15 protein-coding genes are annotated in these 15,086 nt (G+C 57.3%); 4 read left to right on the top strand and 11 right to left on the bottom strand.

From position 1 onward, the window contains the following. Positions 1-9: 9 nt before the first annotated feature. The 3 genes from LC093_RS00930 to LC093_RS00920 are packed head-to-tail and all read right to left on the bottom strand — an operon-like array spanning position 10 to position 1,787. Complete coding sequence (locus LC093_RS00930) at positions 10-786, bottom strand: methyltransferase domain-containing protein (RefSeq protein ID WP_226661069.1); 777 nt, start codon at positions 784-786, stop codon at positions 10-12. Then, positions 783-1,082 carry a nucleotide pyrophosphohydrolase gene (locus LC093_RS00925; RefSeq protein WP_226661067.1) on the bottom strand — a complete coding sequence of 100 codons (300 nt, stop codon included), beginning with the start codon at positions 1,080-1,082 and terminating at the stop codon, positions 783-785. The genes LC093_RS00930 and LC093_RS00925 overlap by 4 nt, the downstream gene beginning before the upstream one ends. Beyond that, positions 1,083-1,787, bottom strand: coding sequence for a DUF599 domain-containing protein (locus tag LC093_RS00920; RefSeq protein ID WP_226661065.1), 705 nt, complete (start codon positions 1,785-1,787; stop codon positions 1,083-1,085). It lies immediately after the preceding gene. A 289-nt stretch (positions 1,788-2,076) separates the two neighbouring features. On the opposite strand from LC093_RS00920, the gene LC093_RS00915 reads away from it, so the two are divergent. From LC093_RS00915 to LC093_RS00900, 4 genes are all read left to right on the top strand, one after another. After that, on the top strand, positions 2,077-4,998 hold the full coding sequence (locus tag LC093_RS00915; RefSeq protein ID WP_226661063.1) for an insulinase family protein: 2,922 nt from the start codon (positions 2,077-2,079) through the stop codon (positions 4,996-4,998). A gap of 9 nt (positions 4,999-5,007) precedes the next feature. Further along, complete coding sequence (gene cmoA, locus LC093_RS00910) at positions 5,008-5,748, top strand: carboxy-S-adenosyl-L-methionine synthase CmoA (protein ID WP_226661062.1); 741 nt, start codon at positions 5,008-5,010, stop codon at positions 5,746-5,748. Positions 5,749-5,762: 14 nt separating this feature from the next. After that, positions 5,763-6,740 (top strand): tRNA 5-methoxyuridine(34)/uridine 5-oxyacetic acid(34) synthase CmoB, encoded by a 978-nt coding sequence (gene cmoB / locus LC093_RS00905; protein ID WP_226661059.1) that lies wholly within the window; start codon positions 5,763-5,765, stop codon positions 6,738-6,740. 278 nt (positions 6,741-7,018) lie between these two features. Continuing rightward, positions 7,019-8,404 carry an L-serine ammonia-lyase gene (locus LC093_RS00900; RefSeq protein ID WP_226661057.1) on the top strand — a complete coding sequence of 462 codons (1,386 nt, stop codon included), beginning with the start codon at positions 7,019-7,021 and terminating at the stop codon, positions 8,402-8,404. 42 nt (positions 8,405-8,446) lie between these two features. On the opposite strand, the gene LC093_RS00895 is transcribed toward LC093_RS00900, so the two are convergent. From LC093_RS00895 to LC093_RS00860, 8 genes are all read right to left on the bottom strand, one after another. After that, a complete protein-coding gene (locus LC093_RS00895) occupies positions 8,447-9,244 on the bottom strand; it encodes a class I SAM-dependent methyltransferase (protein WP_226661055.1) in 798 nt (265 codons plus the stop codon). Between the two features lie 30 nt (positions 9,245-9,274). Further along, a complete protein-coding gene (locus tag LC093_RS00890) occupies positions 9,275-9,643 on the bottom strand; it encodes an STAS/SEC14 domain-containing protein (RefSeq protein WP_226661053.1) in 369 nt (122 codons plus the stop codon). A 103-nt stretch (positions 9,644-9,746) separates the two neighbouring features. Continuing rightward, the gene (locus LC093_RS00885) at positions 9,747-10,139 is read right to left on the bottom strand and encodes a hypothetical protein (protein WP_226661052.1); all 393 of its coding nucleotides are present in this window, start codon (positions 10,137-10,139) and stop codon (positions 9,747-9,749) included. A gap of 344 nt (positions 10,140-10,483) precedes the next feature. Continuing rightward, on the bottom strand, positions 10,484-11,056 hold the full coding sequence (locus LC093_RS00880) for a hypothetical protein (RefSeq protein WP_226661050.1): 573 nt from the start codon (positions 11,054-11,056) through the stop codon (positions 10,484-10,486). A 59-nt stretch (positions 11,057-11,115) separates the two neighbouring features. Continuing rightward, a complete protein-coding gene (locus tag LC093_RS00875) occupies positions 11,116-11,766 on the bottom strand; it encodes an OmpA family protein (protein WP_226661048.1) in 651 nt (216 codons plus the stop codon). 794 nt (positions 11,767-12,560) lie between these two features. Beyond that, the gene (locus LC093_RS00870) at positions 12,561-12,788 is read right to left on the bottom strand and encodes a SlyX family protein (RefSeq protein ID WP_226661046.1); all 228 of its coding nucleotides are present in this window, start codon (positions 12,786-12,788) and stop codon (positions 12,561-12,563) included. Between the two features lie 16 nt (positions 12,789-12,804). After that, on the bottom strand, positions 12,805-13,950 hold the full coding sequence (locus tag LC093_RS00865; protein ID WP_226661045.1) for a serine hydrolase domain-containing protein: 1,146 nt from the start codon (positions 13,948-13,950) through the stop codon (positions 12,805-12,807). 91 nt (positions 13,951-14,041) lie between these two features. Further along, positions 14,042-14,875: an ion transporter gene (locus tag LC093_RS00860; RefSeq protein ID WP_226661043.1), complete on the bottom strand. Its 834-nt coding sequence runs from the start codon at positions 14,873-14,875 to the stop codon at positions 14,042-14,044. Between the last annotated feature and the right edge of the window lie 211 nt (positions 14,876-15,086).

The following is a 15,086-nucleotide window of genomic DNA, read 5'->3' as shown; positions in this document are numbered from 1 at the left end:
ACCGGACGCTTATTTCCGCACTAATAGGTGTACGTAGCGCGCCAACTGGCGGTAAGGGTCAATGCGAGAGTACTCCAGCTCCTTTTCGACAATGGCCGCAGGCGGCAATTTGTCGCGCATCTCCGGCGTCATAAAGTCGTGAAAGCAGCGGATGCCGCTATGGGCAATAATCGACATCCCCGACTGGGCCACCCAATCCATAACCTCCTCAGGCAATAGAGGGTTCTGCGGCGTCAGGCTACCGGGGTGCCCGCCCCATAAGCCGGAGTCCTTATTGCGATCAAGCTGGCGCAAACTGCCACGCTGAAGCAACCGGAACTCCAATGCGCGGCGATTGTAAAAAGTCAGCGAAAGATAACCGCCCGGGCGGACACTTTCAGCCAGGTGCTGGACGGCGGCCGCGGGCTGTTCGAGCCATTCCAGTACAGCGTGACAAAGCAGCAGGTCCGCCCGTGGAACCGACGTATCGGCAGCGAGCGTCTGCAGTGACTGCTGCAACAAGGTAACCCGAGGCTCCAGTTGTCGGGCGGCCACCTGCTCCCGGGCCAATTCCAGCATCGACGCGGAAATATCCGCTATCCAGACCCGATGCCCCGCTTCGGCAAGATCGAGCGCGAACTGGCCCTGGCCACCACCGGCATCCACCACAGTAAGTTCGCCATCACAGTCTTGCAGTAACGGCATCAGGTCCCGGTTCAATACCGCCAGGCGTATATCCCCTTTCAGGCCGCCATAGATCCGTTTCTTAAAGCGGTGGGCCAGGTCGTCGAAATTCCGATCACTCATCGACGGCTGTTTTCCCGTATTTTTTCCTGCACAGCCAGCTCCAGGTCTACGCCCAGCGCCGCCGCCAGCTTGATCAGGTACATCTGCACATCGGCCAGCTCTGCCGCCACCTGCGCCCCCTCTCCTGAATCCATCAGCGTGCGAATTTCGCCATCGCTGCGCCACTGGAAATGCCGGTGCAACTCCGCCACCTCAACCCCAAGGGCCATCGCGAGGTTCTTTGGTGTATGCAGCGCTTGCCAGCCCTTTTCGTCACCCAGCGCATCGAATGCGCGGCATATGGCCTCGGTGTCCATTTACTTGTCCCGCTTCTGATCCAGAGAGCGCCCCTCTGCCGCGAGAATTACCTGCAGCGTACGGGAGCGGAATTCCCGCATATACAGTACCCAGATCACCAGCAGATAACCCAGGGCAAACAGAACCGGGTGCAGGAACCACCCCATCACCGCCATGGCAAAATAAAACGAGCGCAACCCGTAGTTGTAGCTGTGCCCGGCCTGATCGATCACCTTTGCCGCACTGATCGCGTAGCGGCGACGGTCCTCTCGGGTTACCTCTTCTTCATCCACGGCCGGCGCGGCACCCAAGAGCACGTTTGCAAACGAATACTGGCGCAGGGACCAGGTGAAGTTAAAAAAGGCAAAGATAAAGATCAGGATCAGCACCAACACTTTCATCTCAAACTGGGCAACGGTAGTGGTCTGCGAGAACGGCAGGCTACTGAGCACCTCGACCGCGGCCGTATTGGATGACAACACGGTAACCAGACCCGCCAGAATCAGGATGCTGGTGGAGGCAAAGAAACCAATCACGCGCTCAAGATTGCTGAGGATTGCGGCATCCGGCATACGCATATCCCGCTCCAGCATCCGCAGCATCCACTCGACCCGGTACCACTGCATGGACGAAGCAAGGCACCAGGCCGTTTTCGCCTTCTTGCGGGCAAATACGGTGTAGCCTGCCCAAGCAAGGCAAAAGCCAACCAAACTAGCAATATCCATCCAGGTCAACGCGGTTCCCCCGTTCGTCTACATTTAATGCGGAAATTTATATGGCGATTCTGTGGCCGCGAACACTTTGAATAAGGCGGTGGCACAAGATTTACCCGGCGCGGGCGCGACAAGTGTCGCACCAGTGGCGCAAGTGTCAACACTCTCCTGTCAACCCTGTCTTTTCGTAGCCCCAGAGCGCTAAAATGGCCGCCGAATTTGCCCGGCCGCCGCGCCCTGCTGAATGCAACTGGCGCCTAAAGAGCCGAGGCGACCGCAACCGATTGATTGGAGCTGTCTTTTGAGCAACGTACATCCAGCGTTCGAACCCATCACCAGTGCTGAAATTGAATCACTTGGCGTCCGGGTAGAGGAATACCGCCACCGCCGTACCGGCGCACAACACCTGCACATTGCTGCCGACAACCCTGAGAACGTCTTTCTGGTTGCCCTGCGCACTGTACCGGAGGACTCCACCGGCGTAGCGCATATTCTTGAGCATACCGCGCTCTGCGGCAGCGACAAGTATCCGGTGCGTGATCCGTTCTTTATGATGATCCGGCGTTCCCTGAACACCTTCATGAACGCCTTCACCAGCTCAGACTGGACGGCATACCCTTTCGCCAGCCAGAATCGCAAGGATTTCGACAACCTGCTGGACGTCTACCTGGACGCGGTCTTCTTCGCGCGCCTGGATCCGCTGGATTTCGCCCAGGAAGGCCACCGCCTGGAGTTTGCCGAGCCCGGCAACCCGGACAGCGAACTGGTGTTCAAGGGCGTGGTGTTCAATGAGATGAAGGGCGCCATGAGCTCTGTCACCTCGCGCCTGTGGCAGACCTTGAGCAAGTACCTGTTCCCCACCACTACCTATCACCACAACTCCGGTGGCGAACCCGCGGACATTCCCGATCTCACTTACGAGCAACTGGTGAATTTCTATCGCACGCATTACCACCCGAGCAACGCTATTTTCATGACGTTCGGCGATATCGACGCCGCTGAGCACCAGGCGGTGTTCGAAGAGAAAGCCCTGCACAAGTTCGACCAGCTGCACAAAACCATTGCTGTCGGACGTGAAAAAACCTATTTATCCCCGGTGCGAGTAGAAGAAAAATATCCGCTGCCATCCGAGGAACCCCAGGAAGAGAAGACCCACATTGTACTTGGCTGGCTGCTGGGCGATGTCACCGATCTCGAACAATCCCTGACGGCACACCTCCTGTCCGGCGTATTGCTCGACAACAGTGCTTCACCGCTGATGCACCTGCTGGAAACCACCGAGCTCGGCCAATCACCTTCGCCATTGTGCGGCCTGGACGACTCCCAGCGCGAACTGGTATTCGTATGCGGTATTGAAGGCAGCGAGCGGGAGCGTGCCGACGAACTGGAACAGCAGGTGCTCAAGGTGCTGGAGGACGTAGCGGAAAATGGCGTTCCCTACGAACAGGTTGCCGCCGCCCTGCACCAACTGGAGCTTCAGCAGCGCGAGATCGGTGGCGACGGCTACCCCTTCGGCCTGCAACTGATCCTCACTGCACTGACTGGTGCCACCCATCGCGGCGACGCTATCGGCCTGCTGAATATTGACAGCGCGCTGGAAAAACTGCGCGAACAGATCAAGGATCCCGAATTCATCGCCGGCGCAGCGCGCAACCTCCTGCTGGAAAATCAGCACCGGGTGCGCCTGATCATGTCCCCGGACACCGAATTGTCCGCCCGTAGCGAGCAGGCAGAGAAGGCCCACCTGGCCCGGATCAAGGCAGCGCTTACGGACGGTGAAAAGCAGCAGATCGTCCAGACCGCACAAGCACTGGCGGATCGCCAGCAGCGCAAGGACGATGAATCAATCCTGCCAAAAGTCGGTGTAGAGGACATCCCACCTGAACTACCGAAAGTCGAGGGCGAGGAAGTAAACCTTGGCGGCGAGCATTCGCAAAAAGCCACGCGCTACAGCGCTGGCACCAATGGTCTCGTATATCAGCAACTGATCACCACCCTGCCAGAATTCACCGCCGAAGAGCAGCTGCTGGTGCCTTACTACTGTCAATCCCTGTGCGAGCTGGGCCTGGGCGACAAAGACTACCTGCAGGTACAGCAGTGGCAGGCGGCCGTGGCCGGTTCGATTCACGGTTTCACCAGCCACCGCACCGAACTCAACAACCTGGATAGCCAATCCGGCCACTTTATCCTGTCCGGCAAGGCCCTTGCGGCAAATCAGGCGGCACTGACCGAACTGATGCAGGCAACGATGGAGCAGGTGCGCTTCGACGAACTCCCGCGCATCAAGGAGCTGCTGCTGCAAACCCTGGCACGCCGTGAGCAGTCGGTTGTTGGCAGCGGTCATGCACTGGCGATGGCAGCCGCCAGTGCCGGCTTCAACCGTGCAGCGGCTGACGGACACGAATCCGGTGGCTTGCAGGGGTTGCGCCACCTTAAAGCCCTGGTGCGCACCCTCGACAGCAACGAAGGGCTGGAAGTCCTGGCTGGCAAGTTTGCGGCTATTCACCAGAAAATTGCCAATGCGGAGCGCCAGTTCCTGCTGATTGGTGAAGACGACAAACTCGACGGATTTACCTCGGCACTGCAGCCGCTTGCAAATGCCGGCCATGTTCCCACAGCCGCATCCGAATCGCCCTTCAGCGCGCACAAGGTGATGGATCTGTGGGTTGCCAACAGCCAGGTAAACTTCTGCGCGAAGGCTTACCCTACCGTGCCCATGTCTCACGCCGACGCACCGGCGCTGGCCGTACTCGGGGGCTTCCTGCGCAACGGCTACCTTCACCGGACTATTCGCGAGCAGGGCGGCGCGTATGGCGGCGGCGCCAGTCACGATGTGAATATCGGCGCATTCCGCTTCTACTCTTACCGCGATCCGCGTATGGCGGAAACGCTGAAGGACTTCGATGACTCCATCGACTGGCTCCAGAGCAGCGACCACGAAGAGTCGCAGGTGGAAGAAGCCATCCTCGGCGTTGTCGGCGGCATGGACAAACCTGGCTCCCCCGCGGGCGAGGCCAAGAAGGCCTTCCACTCCGCACTTTATGGTCGCAGCCATGAAGTCCGTCAGGCATTCCGCCGCAAGGTTACGGAAGTCACGCTGGAAGACCTGCAACGCGTCGGCAAAACCTACCTGCAAGCGGACAAAGCCAGCACCGCAGTGGTAACCGGCAGCCAGGGCCGTGAAGCCGGGCTGGCGCTCGACCTGCACGAAGAGAAGCTCTGAGAATTTGCCGTGAGCAAGAAAGACGATATTTACGCAAACCCTCTGGGGGAAGTCGCCGGATTCTCGTTCGACCAGTCAGTGGTCGACGTGTTTCCGGATATGATCCAGCGTTCGGTACCTGGCTACACCACGATTGTGGCGATGATCGGTACGCTGGCCGAGCGCTTTGCCCAGGCGGGTAGCCGGTGTTACGACCTCGGCAGCTCGCTGGGTGCCGCAACACTCGCTATGCGCCACCGCATCCCGGCGGCGGATTGCGAGATCATTGCGGTGGACAACTCCCAGGCCATGATCGATCGCGCCCGCACCGTGCTCGCTGCAGACAGCGGGCAAGTGCCGGTTACGCTGATCTGCGACAACCTGCAAAACGTGCCGATTCAAGACGCATCCGTAGTAGTACTGAACTTTACCCTTCAGTTCATCGCCACCGCGGAGCGACAGCAAATCCTGCAGAAAATCTACGACGGGCTGCGCCCGGGTGGGGTGTTGATCCTGTCGGAGAAAGTGGCCTTTTCCGATACCGACCATCAGGAACTGATGATCGACCTGCATCACGCGTTCAAGGCCGCCAATGGCTACAGCGCGCTGGAGATCGCACAAAAACGCAGTGCGCTGGAAAATGTCCTTATTCCGGAAACCCTGTTTGATCACCGTGAACGGCTCAAATCGGTCGGCTTCAGCAGTGTCGACGTCTGGTTCCAGTGCTTCAATTTCGCCTCCATCATCGCCATCAAACAGCGCGATAGCTAAGCAGTATTTCGCCAATGATCGACTACACCCAGCTCTACGCCGGCCTGCAGCACATCCCTGCGCTGCGGACCTGGCTAACCTCCCTGCCCCAGCAGATTGCCGAAGGGCTCGATCCTCAGCGCTGGGGTGACTTGCCGGATTGGCAAGCCGCTCTCGATGGCCTTCCGGACATCACCCCCTCAACGGTGACCTGCGCCAATGAAGTGCGGGCCGGCCGCGCCGACGACGCCACACCCGAGCAGTTGGCGCAGCTTGAATCACAGCTGCGCAAACTGCACCCGTGGCGCAAGGGTCCATGGACGATCTTCGATTTGTTGATCGATACCGAATGGCGCTCAGACTGGAAATGGAATCGGGTGGCGCCGCACATGGAACCACTGGAAAACCGCCTGGTGCTGGATGTTGGCTGTGGCAGCGGCTACCACTGCTGGCGACAGTTCGGTGCCGGCGCGAGGCGGGTGATCGGTATTGATCCGTCCGCCAAATTCGTTGCCCAGTTTTACGCGCTGAAAAAATACCTCGGCATGGATCTGCCGGTGGATGTACTGCCCCTTGGCATCGAAGCACTGCCCGCGAATCTTCGAGCCTTCGACACCACACTTTCAATGGGCGTCCTGTATCACCGCCGCTCACCCCTCGATCACCTGCGCGAATTGCGAGACACGCTGCGCCCTGGCGGACAGCTCGTCCTCGAAACACTGGTTATCGAGGGCGGGCTGGGTGAGTGCCTGGTCCCGGAAGATCGCTACGCAAAGATGCGTAATGTGTGGTTTTTCCCCACTACCGCAACACTGGAAAGCTGGCTGCGCAAATCGGGCTTTACCGACGTACGTACGGTGGACGTCGACCGAACTACCCTGGAAGAGCAACGCAGTACCGACTGGATGCAGTTTGAGTCACTGGCGGATTTTCTGGATCCCGACGATCACAACAAGACAGCCGAAGGCCACCCCGCCCCACTGAGGGCAACAATCGTGGCGACGGCAAGCTGACCAAAGCCCGCCCACTATCCGCAATATTCTCTCTGTTTGCCGAGTGCCGTGTAGTCGTTTGTTACACGAGCCTCGGCTACTACCAAATAATATCTCGATTTATCACAAGCGCTTGCATGGCGTAACGGCATCAGCGAAGTTGTCGCCCGCGCGCGCTCCGGCCTAATTAGGGCTTATCCGCGCCGCCTTCAAAACGACAGAAAACTACACTTAGTGCAGCGGGCGCACCTGACGTGTCTGCCCAACCAAGCTGCCAATGGCGGGAAAACAGCGAACCCATGAGTATCAGCATTTTCGAGCTGTTCAAGATCGGTATCGGACCATCCAGCTCTCACACTGTAGGCCCCATGGTTGCGGCCAAACAATTTGTCACAGACCTTCAGGAACGCGGGGATCTGGCGAAGAGCAACCGTGTGGAAGTACATCTATACGGCTCCCTTGCACTGACCGGCGTTGGGCACGGCACCGATATGGCCGTACTGATGGGCCTTGAGGGCAAGGCTCCCGACACCATCGAGGTCGACACCATCGACCAGCGCCTGGACGCCATTGAGCGCGAACAAACCCTGAACCTGGCCGGCGATCACAATATCAATTTCAGCCGGGAGCGCGACCTTCTGTTCCATATGGAAGAGTTTCTGCCGCAACACTCCAACGGCATGACCTGCCGGGCCTTTGCCGGCGACACCCTACTCTTCGAACGCAGCTACTTCTCCATTGGCGGCGGCTTCGTACTCTCGGAGGAAGACTTCAAACACAAAGAAGAGATTGCCACCATCCTCCCGTACGATTTCGGCTCCGCCGAAGAAATGATGGAAATCTGCGAACAGCACAACTGGACCATCGCCGAACTGGCCATGACCAACGAGAAGGCGCTGCGCAGTGAGCAGGAAGTTAAAGACGGCCTTTGGAAAATCTGGCAGGTAATGGAGGCCTCCATCGAGCGAGGCTGTCACCAGAAGGGAGTTCTCCCCGGCGGCCTCGGTGTGCGCCGCCGTGCCGAAGAGCACTACCGGGAACTCAGCAAGCAAACCGATGAGGAGCGCCGTCAGGGGCTGGCCATCCTCGACTGGGTGAGCCTGTTTGCGCTGGCGGTGAACGAAGAGAATGCCGCACGCGGTCGTATTGTCACCGCGCCCACCAACGGCGCTGCCGGTGTAATCCCCGCCACGATCGCCTATTACGTCCAGTTTGTGCACGACCCGGAAATTCACGGCGACCTGAAAGACCAGGTAGTGGAATTCATGCTCACTGCCGGCGCAGTCGGCATGCTATTCAAAAAAAATGCGTCGATTTCCGCAGCAGAGGTCGGCTGCCAGGGTGAAATCGGCGTCGCCTGCTCTATGGCCTCCGCCGGACTTGCCGCGGTTCAGGGGGGAACGAACCAGCAGATCGAGAATGCCGCTGAAATCGGCATGGAGCACAACCTCGGTCTGACCTGCGACCCTATTGGTGGGCTGGTGCAGGTGCCCTGTATCGAGCGCAATACCATGGGCGCAGTAAAGGCCATCAACGCGGCGCGATTGGCCCTGCGCGGCACAGGCGCCCATATTGTCCCACTGGACAGCGTGATCGAGACCATGCGTCAAACCGGTATCGACATGCAGAGCAAGTACAAGGAAACCTCTCTCGGAGGGCTTGCAGTCAACGCCGTCAACTGCTGATTAGTGCCCTCCTCCACGTTCCCGCCAAATGGCGGGAACGCTTCAACCTGGAACCCCGTGCCGGGTATAAATATCGAAACGGCCGGACTTGCCTTCCAGAGACAGGTTGGGTTTTTCATCCGCCAGATACGGTGCCAGACGCGGCCGCTTCACTACGGTGCGGTAATAGCACGCCGCCCGGGCAGGTGCCAAAAGCCCATTCGCATCTTCATCACTACCGACCAGATGATGGAAAGCCACCATCTCTTTTTTCACTTTGGCGCTTTTTTCCCGACTGGGAAACATCGGATCCAGAAATACCACTGGTAGCGATTCCTCCGGTTGCGCGGCCAACCATACCTCTGCGCTGTCCACTCGATCTTCAAGAATCATACGCCCGGCAATCGGTGCCAACTCCCGATCCATTGCAGCTGCTTCATGTAAACGCCTGACCCCATCTGCCAGCAGGGCGTAGACCACGGGGTTACGCTCCAGTAACCGCACCTCACAACCGAGAGAGGCCAACACAAAGGCATCCCGCCCGAGTCCGGCGGTAGCGTCCAGCACTTTGGGATAAAAACCGCTGCGTACCCCAACCGCCTTGGCTATCTGCTGCCCTTTACCACCGCCGAACTTGCGCCTGTGGGCCGCGGCACCGGCAACAAAATCTACCAGCACCGGACCCGGCGCCTTGCGCCCGGTCTCGCACAACTGCAATGCAGATCCCAACTCCAGTACAAATGCAAAGTTATCAACTGCTTTCGCAGCGATACTACCCAAAAACGGTACGTGGAGTTCGGATGCCAACGCCTCCGCATCCACACAAAAACGATCTTCCGCTGCAATGACGGCCAGTTCCATTGAGGATAATCCGCTAAAAAAGCGCTGAATTTACCCGGGATGGGTAAGCCAATCCAGTGCCGGAGCCATTTCATCGCCCTGGAATGGCCGCACTTCTGCCGCGACAAAATGATTCAACAGCTGGGGCATCAGGGTCAGGAGTGTGTTGTCGGAGAGAATGGCAATCTTGTGCAGGTGTCGATGCTCGTTATGGGTAAACACACAGTGTGAGACCAGCGATACAAAATTGCGCAGCCCCTTACTGTGACGGGCGTCGATCAACAGGCCTTGCAGCCCGCCCTGCTGGCTGATCACCGGATCAACCTGCGCAGCGAGTGCGCGAAATTCGGCCGGTTTCAGGTTTGCAACCGGGCGTATTTCCAGTATGTCGTGATTGTGGTGCCAGCTGTGTTCGATCATTGCTTTAGAAACAGGTTACCGCCTCAATAAGCTTAGAAAAAAAACTGTAAACAAAAAGGCCGCGAGCAAGTCGCGGCCTTTTAGGGGTTGCTGGAGAACCGCGTTACTGGGGCTCATCCTCGGTATCTGGCTTGTCTTCGCCCTTGAGCTTGTCGAGGGCATCCTCAGCGGCATCTTTAGTCGCCTCACCGGCGTCCTCCAGGGCCTCACCGGCCTTTTTCGCCGTATCCTCTATGACATCACCCGCCGCTTCTGCGGCTTCCTTGGATTCGTCAATCAGGCGGTCCGTGGAACTTTCCGATTGATCCGGCTCCGTAATAACCGGCGCATTGTCATTGTCCGGTATTGTGGTGTCAGGCGTGGTGCTGTCCATGCTCTCGCTGTTCGGCTGCTCGAGCTTGTCGTAATCGTTGTCGACCGCACGATCTGCCTTCTGCGACATGAAATAGCCGATGATGAGCAGTAAAATAATCAGTGGCAACAGTAGTTTTTTCATATACCCAATGACCCCAGGTGGTTGAGAGTGTGCATGTGGAACAGATCGCCCAGGCCCGCTCATCGCGTGCGAGGCACCTGCGGCAAGCTTGAGGCCATATCGCTCCGGCCTCTCGCCTAAAGCCACAACGTTCTTCTCGGCAAGGGATTATGCGGAAGAAGTCTGCGCCATTACTGATAAGAATAATCCCCAATTGCCGCACTTCAAGGAACAATATTCCAGATATTCAGTGTTTTTGGCTGTATACGAGGCTGGTTTTATCTATATAAGTTCTAACCAACCGGGGACGGCGAAAAAGTTTGCCCGAGAGACGCTTAAGTAGCCTGGCGACCATCACATTCAAGCTAGAGTTTTTCCCGCTCTGATTTTGCGCTCTCGCCATCAAAATACACGAGTAGCGATGTCGCGTCTGCGCCGGACAGAATTCCATCGCAGCTATCCACCTGCAGGCGACCTTCAGTATCGGCAGCGGCGAAAATAAGATACTGCTCACCCTTTTTCAGTTTTTCCTGGCAGGCGTCAAAGGTAACGCGAAACGCCAGAAGCGTTCCCGCTTCGCCTTTATAGACTCTCTGAGCTTTGGCGGAATAGACGTATCCAAGAATGGCTGTCATGCCAGGCTCTGACAACGCATTGTCGATTACGCGATGAACGGTAGTGATCCGAACCTGCGCCACCAGGTCAGCCTGCTCAAATCGCGAAGCGATCGCAACGTCATCACTAGTTTGCTGAGGACTGGCCGCGCTGCCAGCTGTCGCAGTGGCCGGCGCTTCAGACAGGGGCGCAGCCGCGGATTCAGCGACCTCAAGGGAGTGGGTCGCAGGCGTACGCAACATTACCGCCAGTATTGCGCCCACCCAAACCAACCGGGCGGAGAGTAGTATCTGTCGTATCCCGTCCATGTACGAATGAGGCATCGTCTTCCCCTGACAATTCCGGACAATAAAAAAGGGCGCCTGAGCGCCCTTCTATCTTCCTACTGCAGCGGCAGTAGTTCCAGCTCTACCCGGCGGTTTGCCTGGCGTCCGGCGTCATTATCATTGGAAGCGAGCGGGTAACGTTCGCCGTAACCAACAGCCTGAACCCGGCCTGCAGCAACGCCGCGTGTGGCAAAGAAGTCAGCAACAGATTGCGCACGGCGCTCAGACAGGGTCTGGTTGGTAACATCAGAACCAGTGCTGTCGGTGTGGCCGCTTACGCGAATCGCAGTTTTGTCGAACTCTTTCAGTACCAGTACAACAGAGTCCAGTGTGTCGTAGAAATCGGTACGGATTTCGTAGCGGCTGGTTGCGAAGGTGATGTTGCCCGGCATGATCAGGCGGATGTTGTCGCCTTCACGCTGAACGCGTACACCAGTACCTTCCAGGCGCTGGCGCAGGGCCATTTCCTGGCGATCCATGTAGTAACCGATACCACCGCCGATGGCTGCGCCACCGAGAGCACCGGTAATTGCACCCTTCTTGCGATCGCTTTTACTGGCTGTTGCAGCACCGATGATGGCGCCAGCCACAGCACCAGCACCTGCGCCCTTGGCGGCATTGCTGGTTTTGCTTTCCTGGGTGTAGGGATCCAGAGTGGTACAACCCACCAGTGAACCCAGAGCAAGAATGGCTACCCATTTTTTCATTGAAGCTTCTCCTAACGCTTTTACTAATCGGGTGAGAGTTCGGCCCGCCCCGCTTGATCCCAACGGGCACCAGGCGGGGCCGATATGCGCAGTATTGCTACCTGTTCCTGACTGGTAGCTGAACCGCGTTCGCCATGGTCGGGAAGACTATGCGGAAAGTGTGATCAGGTCTACTGCCTGGTCCGCAAATTTGGCACTGCAGTAAAAACTAAATATGCACCTGGATAAAACGCGTACAACCATACTGCGGCATACGCACTGCACCAGGATGCGGCAAGCCACCAATGGCAAAAATCCGTGCGTTTAAAAGGCACCAAAAAGAGCTGTGCCAGCGTGTAATTGAGTCTTCCACAATTTCTGTGGATAAGTTTGTGCATGAAGTGAGAAAAGTTGGTGCCAAACCCCGTCTTCGCTTACCTCCAGCAAACTGATCAATTTTTAATCGTTTCGATTTTTCCTTTAGAATCAATTAGTTATGGGATTATTTTTCCCCGGCGTACCAATTTCACGCACGCCAGGAATCGATAAAAAACACGCCGATTAAATGTGGAAAAAAAATTGTCAAGGCTTGACGCGGAGAGAAAAAAAGAAATTTTCAGCCATTCAGCCGACAGCCAAAAGCCTCTTCCAGGATGAATAAATCTCAAGGAACGGTGGTAGCGCCGGGGGGCACGGCGCATAAAGAAAATGGCGCCGACTTATCCCCAGTATTGCTCTCAGCGATTTCGAACCGGGGACCTGGCCGGGCACTATTTTAGCGCGGCGCCCTCTGAACCGGGGCGCCACAATGGGCTTCAATAGTGCGGAGGTTTTTCGTCCGCGGGCTTCAATTCCTTTTGCATTTCGTAAGAAAGATCCTGATACCGGGTTGTCATCTCGCGCAACCGCGATACCAGTACTCGGATCTGTGCATCCTGGGCAGCAATCTGGTCGTTTAATTGCGCCAGTGTATCCTCCTGGAATGCTACCCGGCTCTCCAGCTCATCCACGCGTGCGACCAGCGCACTTTCAATATCAGACACAACGATTACCTCTTACTCAGATCAGGCGATAAAGACATTCCACCAGCCCGATCGCGCGCTGGTCCATAAACAGGCTCTGCCCCATACGGGAGGTGATATAGCCGAAGCCCACTCCGTTTTTCGGGTCGCCAAAACCAACGCTGCCGCCAGCGCCCGGGTGCCCGAACCCGGCATCACTGCCGAAGTGCAGATCCTTTGCCGCGCCGGACAGGATAAATCCGCATCCGAAAGCGACCTCTGTCTGCAAGATGCGGTCCCGCCCCCTGCTCTGCTCCCTGGTCGCTTCCCTGAGCGTATCCAGTGACAGCAACTCTGGCGCTTCGGATGCGAGGTCCCCATAAATAGTAGCGAGATCCCGCGCGCTGAAATGACCGTTGGCCGCAGGAATCAGGGCGCCGCGCCACTCATCGCCATTCGTGCCCATCATCAGGGATACCGGGTTGGTGAATGCCGTAGCGACCGGTCCCTGGCGGTCCTCCTTGATTGAGCGGCCAATGGCATTATCACGCAGCTCCGGCAAGGGCTTCTTCAGCGGGCCTACGTCGGCAATCCGTTGGGAACGGTGCCCTACCGCGCCAAAGCCACCGTCGAGCTGTAGCGGTTCCGCCAGCATTTGGCGGTAAAGGTCCAATAAAGGGACGCCGCTCGCTTTTTCAATCAGCCCGCCCAGTGTCCAACCGTATAGAAACGGTGCATATCCCTGCTCACTACCCGGTTGCCACCAGGGCTCGGTGGCGGCCACCTTCTCCAGTGCAGCGGGCCAGTCATATATCAGGTCATCGGGCACACGTTCGCGGAACGCAATTGTGCCAGCCCGGTGGCACAGTAATTGTCTACCAGTTACATCCTGCTTACCCGCCGAGGCGAATTCCGGCCAGTAGTGCGCGACTGGTATATCCAGGTCCAGGCGACCTGCCGCGACCTGCTGCAGCGCCAATAGTGCCAACACACCTTTCGAGGAGGAGAAGACGTTAACCAGCGTGTGCTCCTCGAACCCCCGCTCACCAGCGCGATCTTCAGTGCCCGCCCACAGAGAAGCGACCACCTCACCGTGCTGCACTGCGCAAAAGGCAGCGCCGACATCCCCGTGAACACGGAAATTTGTGGCAAACGCGTCAAAAAGCGCCTCGAATCCGGGCGCGCAATATCCGTTTATGTCCATGAAAATGACTACCTGTGGCTGGACGGGGAGTTAACAGAGGGCGGCAAGGGTAATCACTTCAAGGGGCCGGCGCAAACCCTTGCCTGCAGGCTCAGTCGTTGGGGATAGGGTCAAAGTCTTCAAGCTTGTAGCCACAGAACTTGCAGTACTCCGAATCGGCGTCGTGCCCCGCGCGCCCACAGTTGTGGCAACGCGCAAGGGTTTTCTCCCGACCCAGTTCGTGAGCCAGCTCGGCAGTAACGATACCGGTAGGCACGGCAATGATGGAGTAACCGATCAGCATGGTCATGGACGCAATGGTCTGGCCAAGGGGCGTATGGGGAGTGATGTCTCCGAATCCCACCGTGGTGATGGTCACGATGGTCCAGTAAATACTCTTGGGGATACTGGTAAACCCGTGCTTGGGCCCCTCTACCAGGAACATGATGGAACCAAAAATGATACAGATCACCAGCACACTGGAATAGAACACGAGGATCTTGCGCCGCGCCTGCCACAACGACCGCATCAGCAGGTTGGCGTCGCTCAGATAGCGCACCAGTTTGAGCACCCGAAATATACGTAGCACCCGCAACAGGCGAATAACCATCAGGTAACTGGCACCGGTAAAGATCAGGGCGAGATAGCTGGGGAGAATGGCCAGCAGGTCGACTATGCCGTAAAAACTGAAAATGTAAGACCTGCGCTCCCTGGCACAGTAAATACGCGTCAGGTATTCGATCGTGAACAGTGCGGTGAAAAACCACTCCAATCCAAAGAACAGGTCGCCATAGCGAACGGACAGGTTCTCAATAGAAGCGAGCATGACGAGGATCACACTCAGCAAAATCGTCCAGATCAAAAACACATCGAAGTTTTTACCCGCCGGGGTATCCGTTCCGAAGATAATCTCGTTCAGTTGCTTTCTGGTGCCAGTTAATGCCATTCAGTCTTTCCCTGATTCTGTTACACACACCCCGTGTACATGAGGCGTAAGGCGCGGAGGCGGAATCATAAACCAACGTGGAGCAAATGGTGACATTCTAGCCGAAGGCGCCGCCTTGATCCCCGACTTGAGCGCGCTCTTCATTAACAGCCAGGCTAGATTCCGCTATCCTTGCGCCCCGCCATTTTCACAACCGAAATTCAGGACTCTT

The organism is Microbulbifer aggregans (assembly GCF_020524005.1).
GTDB lineage: Bacteria > Pseudomonadota > Gammaproteobacteria > Pseudomonadales > Cellvibrionaceae > Microbulbifer > Microbulbifer aggregans_A.
Note: the sequence above shows the minus strand (reverse complement) of the source record. Positions and strands in the feature narration are given on the sequence as shown.

What these genes read in the sequence shown, in the direction of transcription:
- LC093_RS00930 (WP_226661069.1), bottom strand. Translation starts at nt 786, where the DNA reads ATGAGTGATCGGAATTTCGACGACCTGGCCCACCGCTTTAAGAAACGG.
- LC093_RS00925 (WP_226661067.1), bottom strand. Translation starts at nt 1,082, where the DNA reads ATGGACACCGAGGCCATATGCCGCGCATTCGATGCGCTGGGTGACGAA.
- LC093_RS00920 (WP_226661065.1), bottom strand. Translation starts at nt 1,787, where the DNA reads ATGGATATTGCTAGTTTGGTTGGCTTTTGCCTTGCTTGGGCAGGCTAC.
- cmoB (WP_226661059.1), top strand. Translation starts at nt 5,763, where the DNA reads ATGATCGACTACACCCAGCTCTACGCCGGCCTGCAGCACATCCCTGCG.
- LC093_RS00900 (WP_226661057.1), top strand. Translation starts at nt 7,019, where the DNA reads ATGAGTATCAGCATTTTCGAGCTGTTCAAGATCGGTATCGGACCATCC.
- LC093_RS00895 (WP_226661055.1), bottom strand. Translation starts at nt 9,244, where the DNA reads ATGGAACTGGCCGTCATTGCAGCGGAAGATCGTTTTTGTGTGGATGCG.
- LC093_RS00890 (WP_226661053.1), bottom strand. Translation starts at nt 9,643, where the DNA reads ATGATCGAACACAGCTGGCACCACAATCACGACATACTGGAAATACGC.
- LC093_RS00885 (WP_226661052.1), bottom strand. Translation starts at nt 10,139, where the DNA reads ATGAAAAAACTACTGTTGCCACTGATTATTTTACTGCTCATCATCGGC.
- LC093_RS00880 (WP_226661050.1), bottom strand. Translation starts at nt 11,056, where the DNA reads ATGCCTCATTCGTACATGGACGGGATACGACAGATACTACTCTCCGCC.
- LC093_RS00875 (WP_226661048.1), bottom strand. Translation starts at nt 11,766, where the DNA reads ATGAAAAAATGGGTAGCCATTCTTGCTCTGGGTTCACTGGTGGGTTGT.
- LC093_RS00865 (WP_226661045.1), bottom strand. Translation starts at nt 13,950, where the DNA reads ATGGACATAAACGGATATTGCGCGCCCGGATTCGAGGCGCTTTTTGAC.
- LC093_RS00860 (WP_226661043.1), bottom strand. Translation starts at nt 14,875, where the DNA reads ATGGCATTAACTGGCACCAGAAAGCAACTGAACGAGATTATCTTCGGA.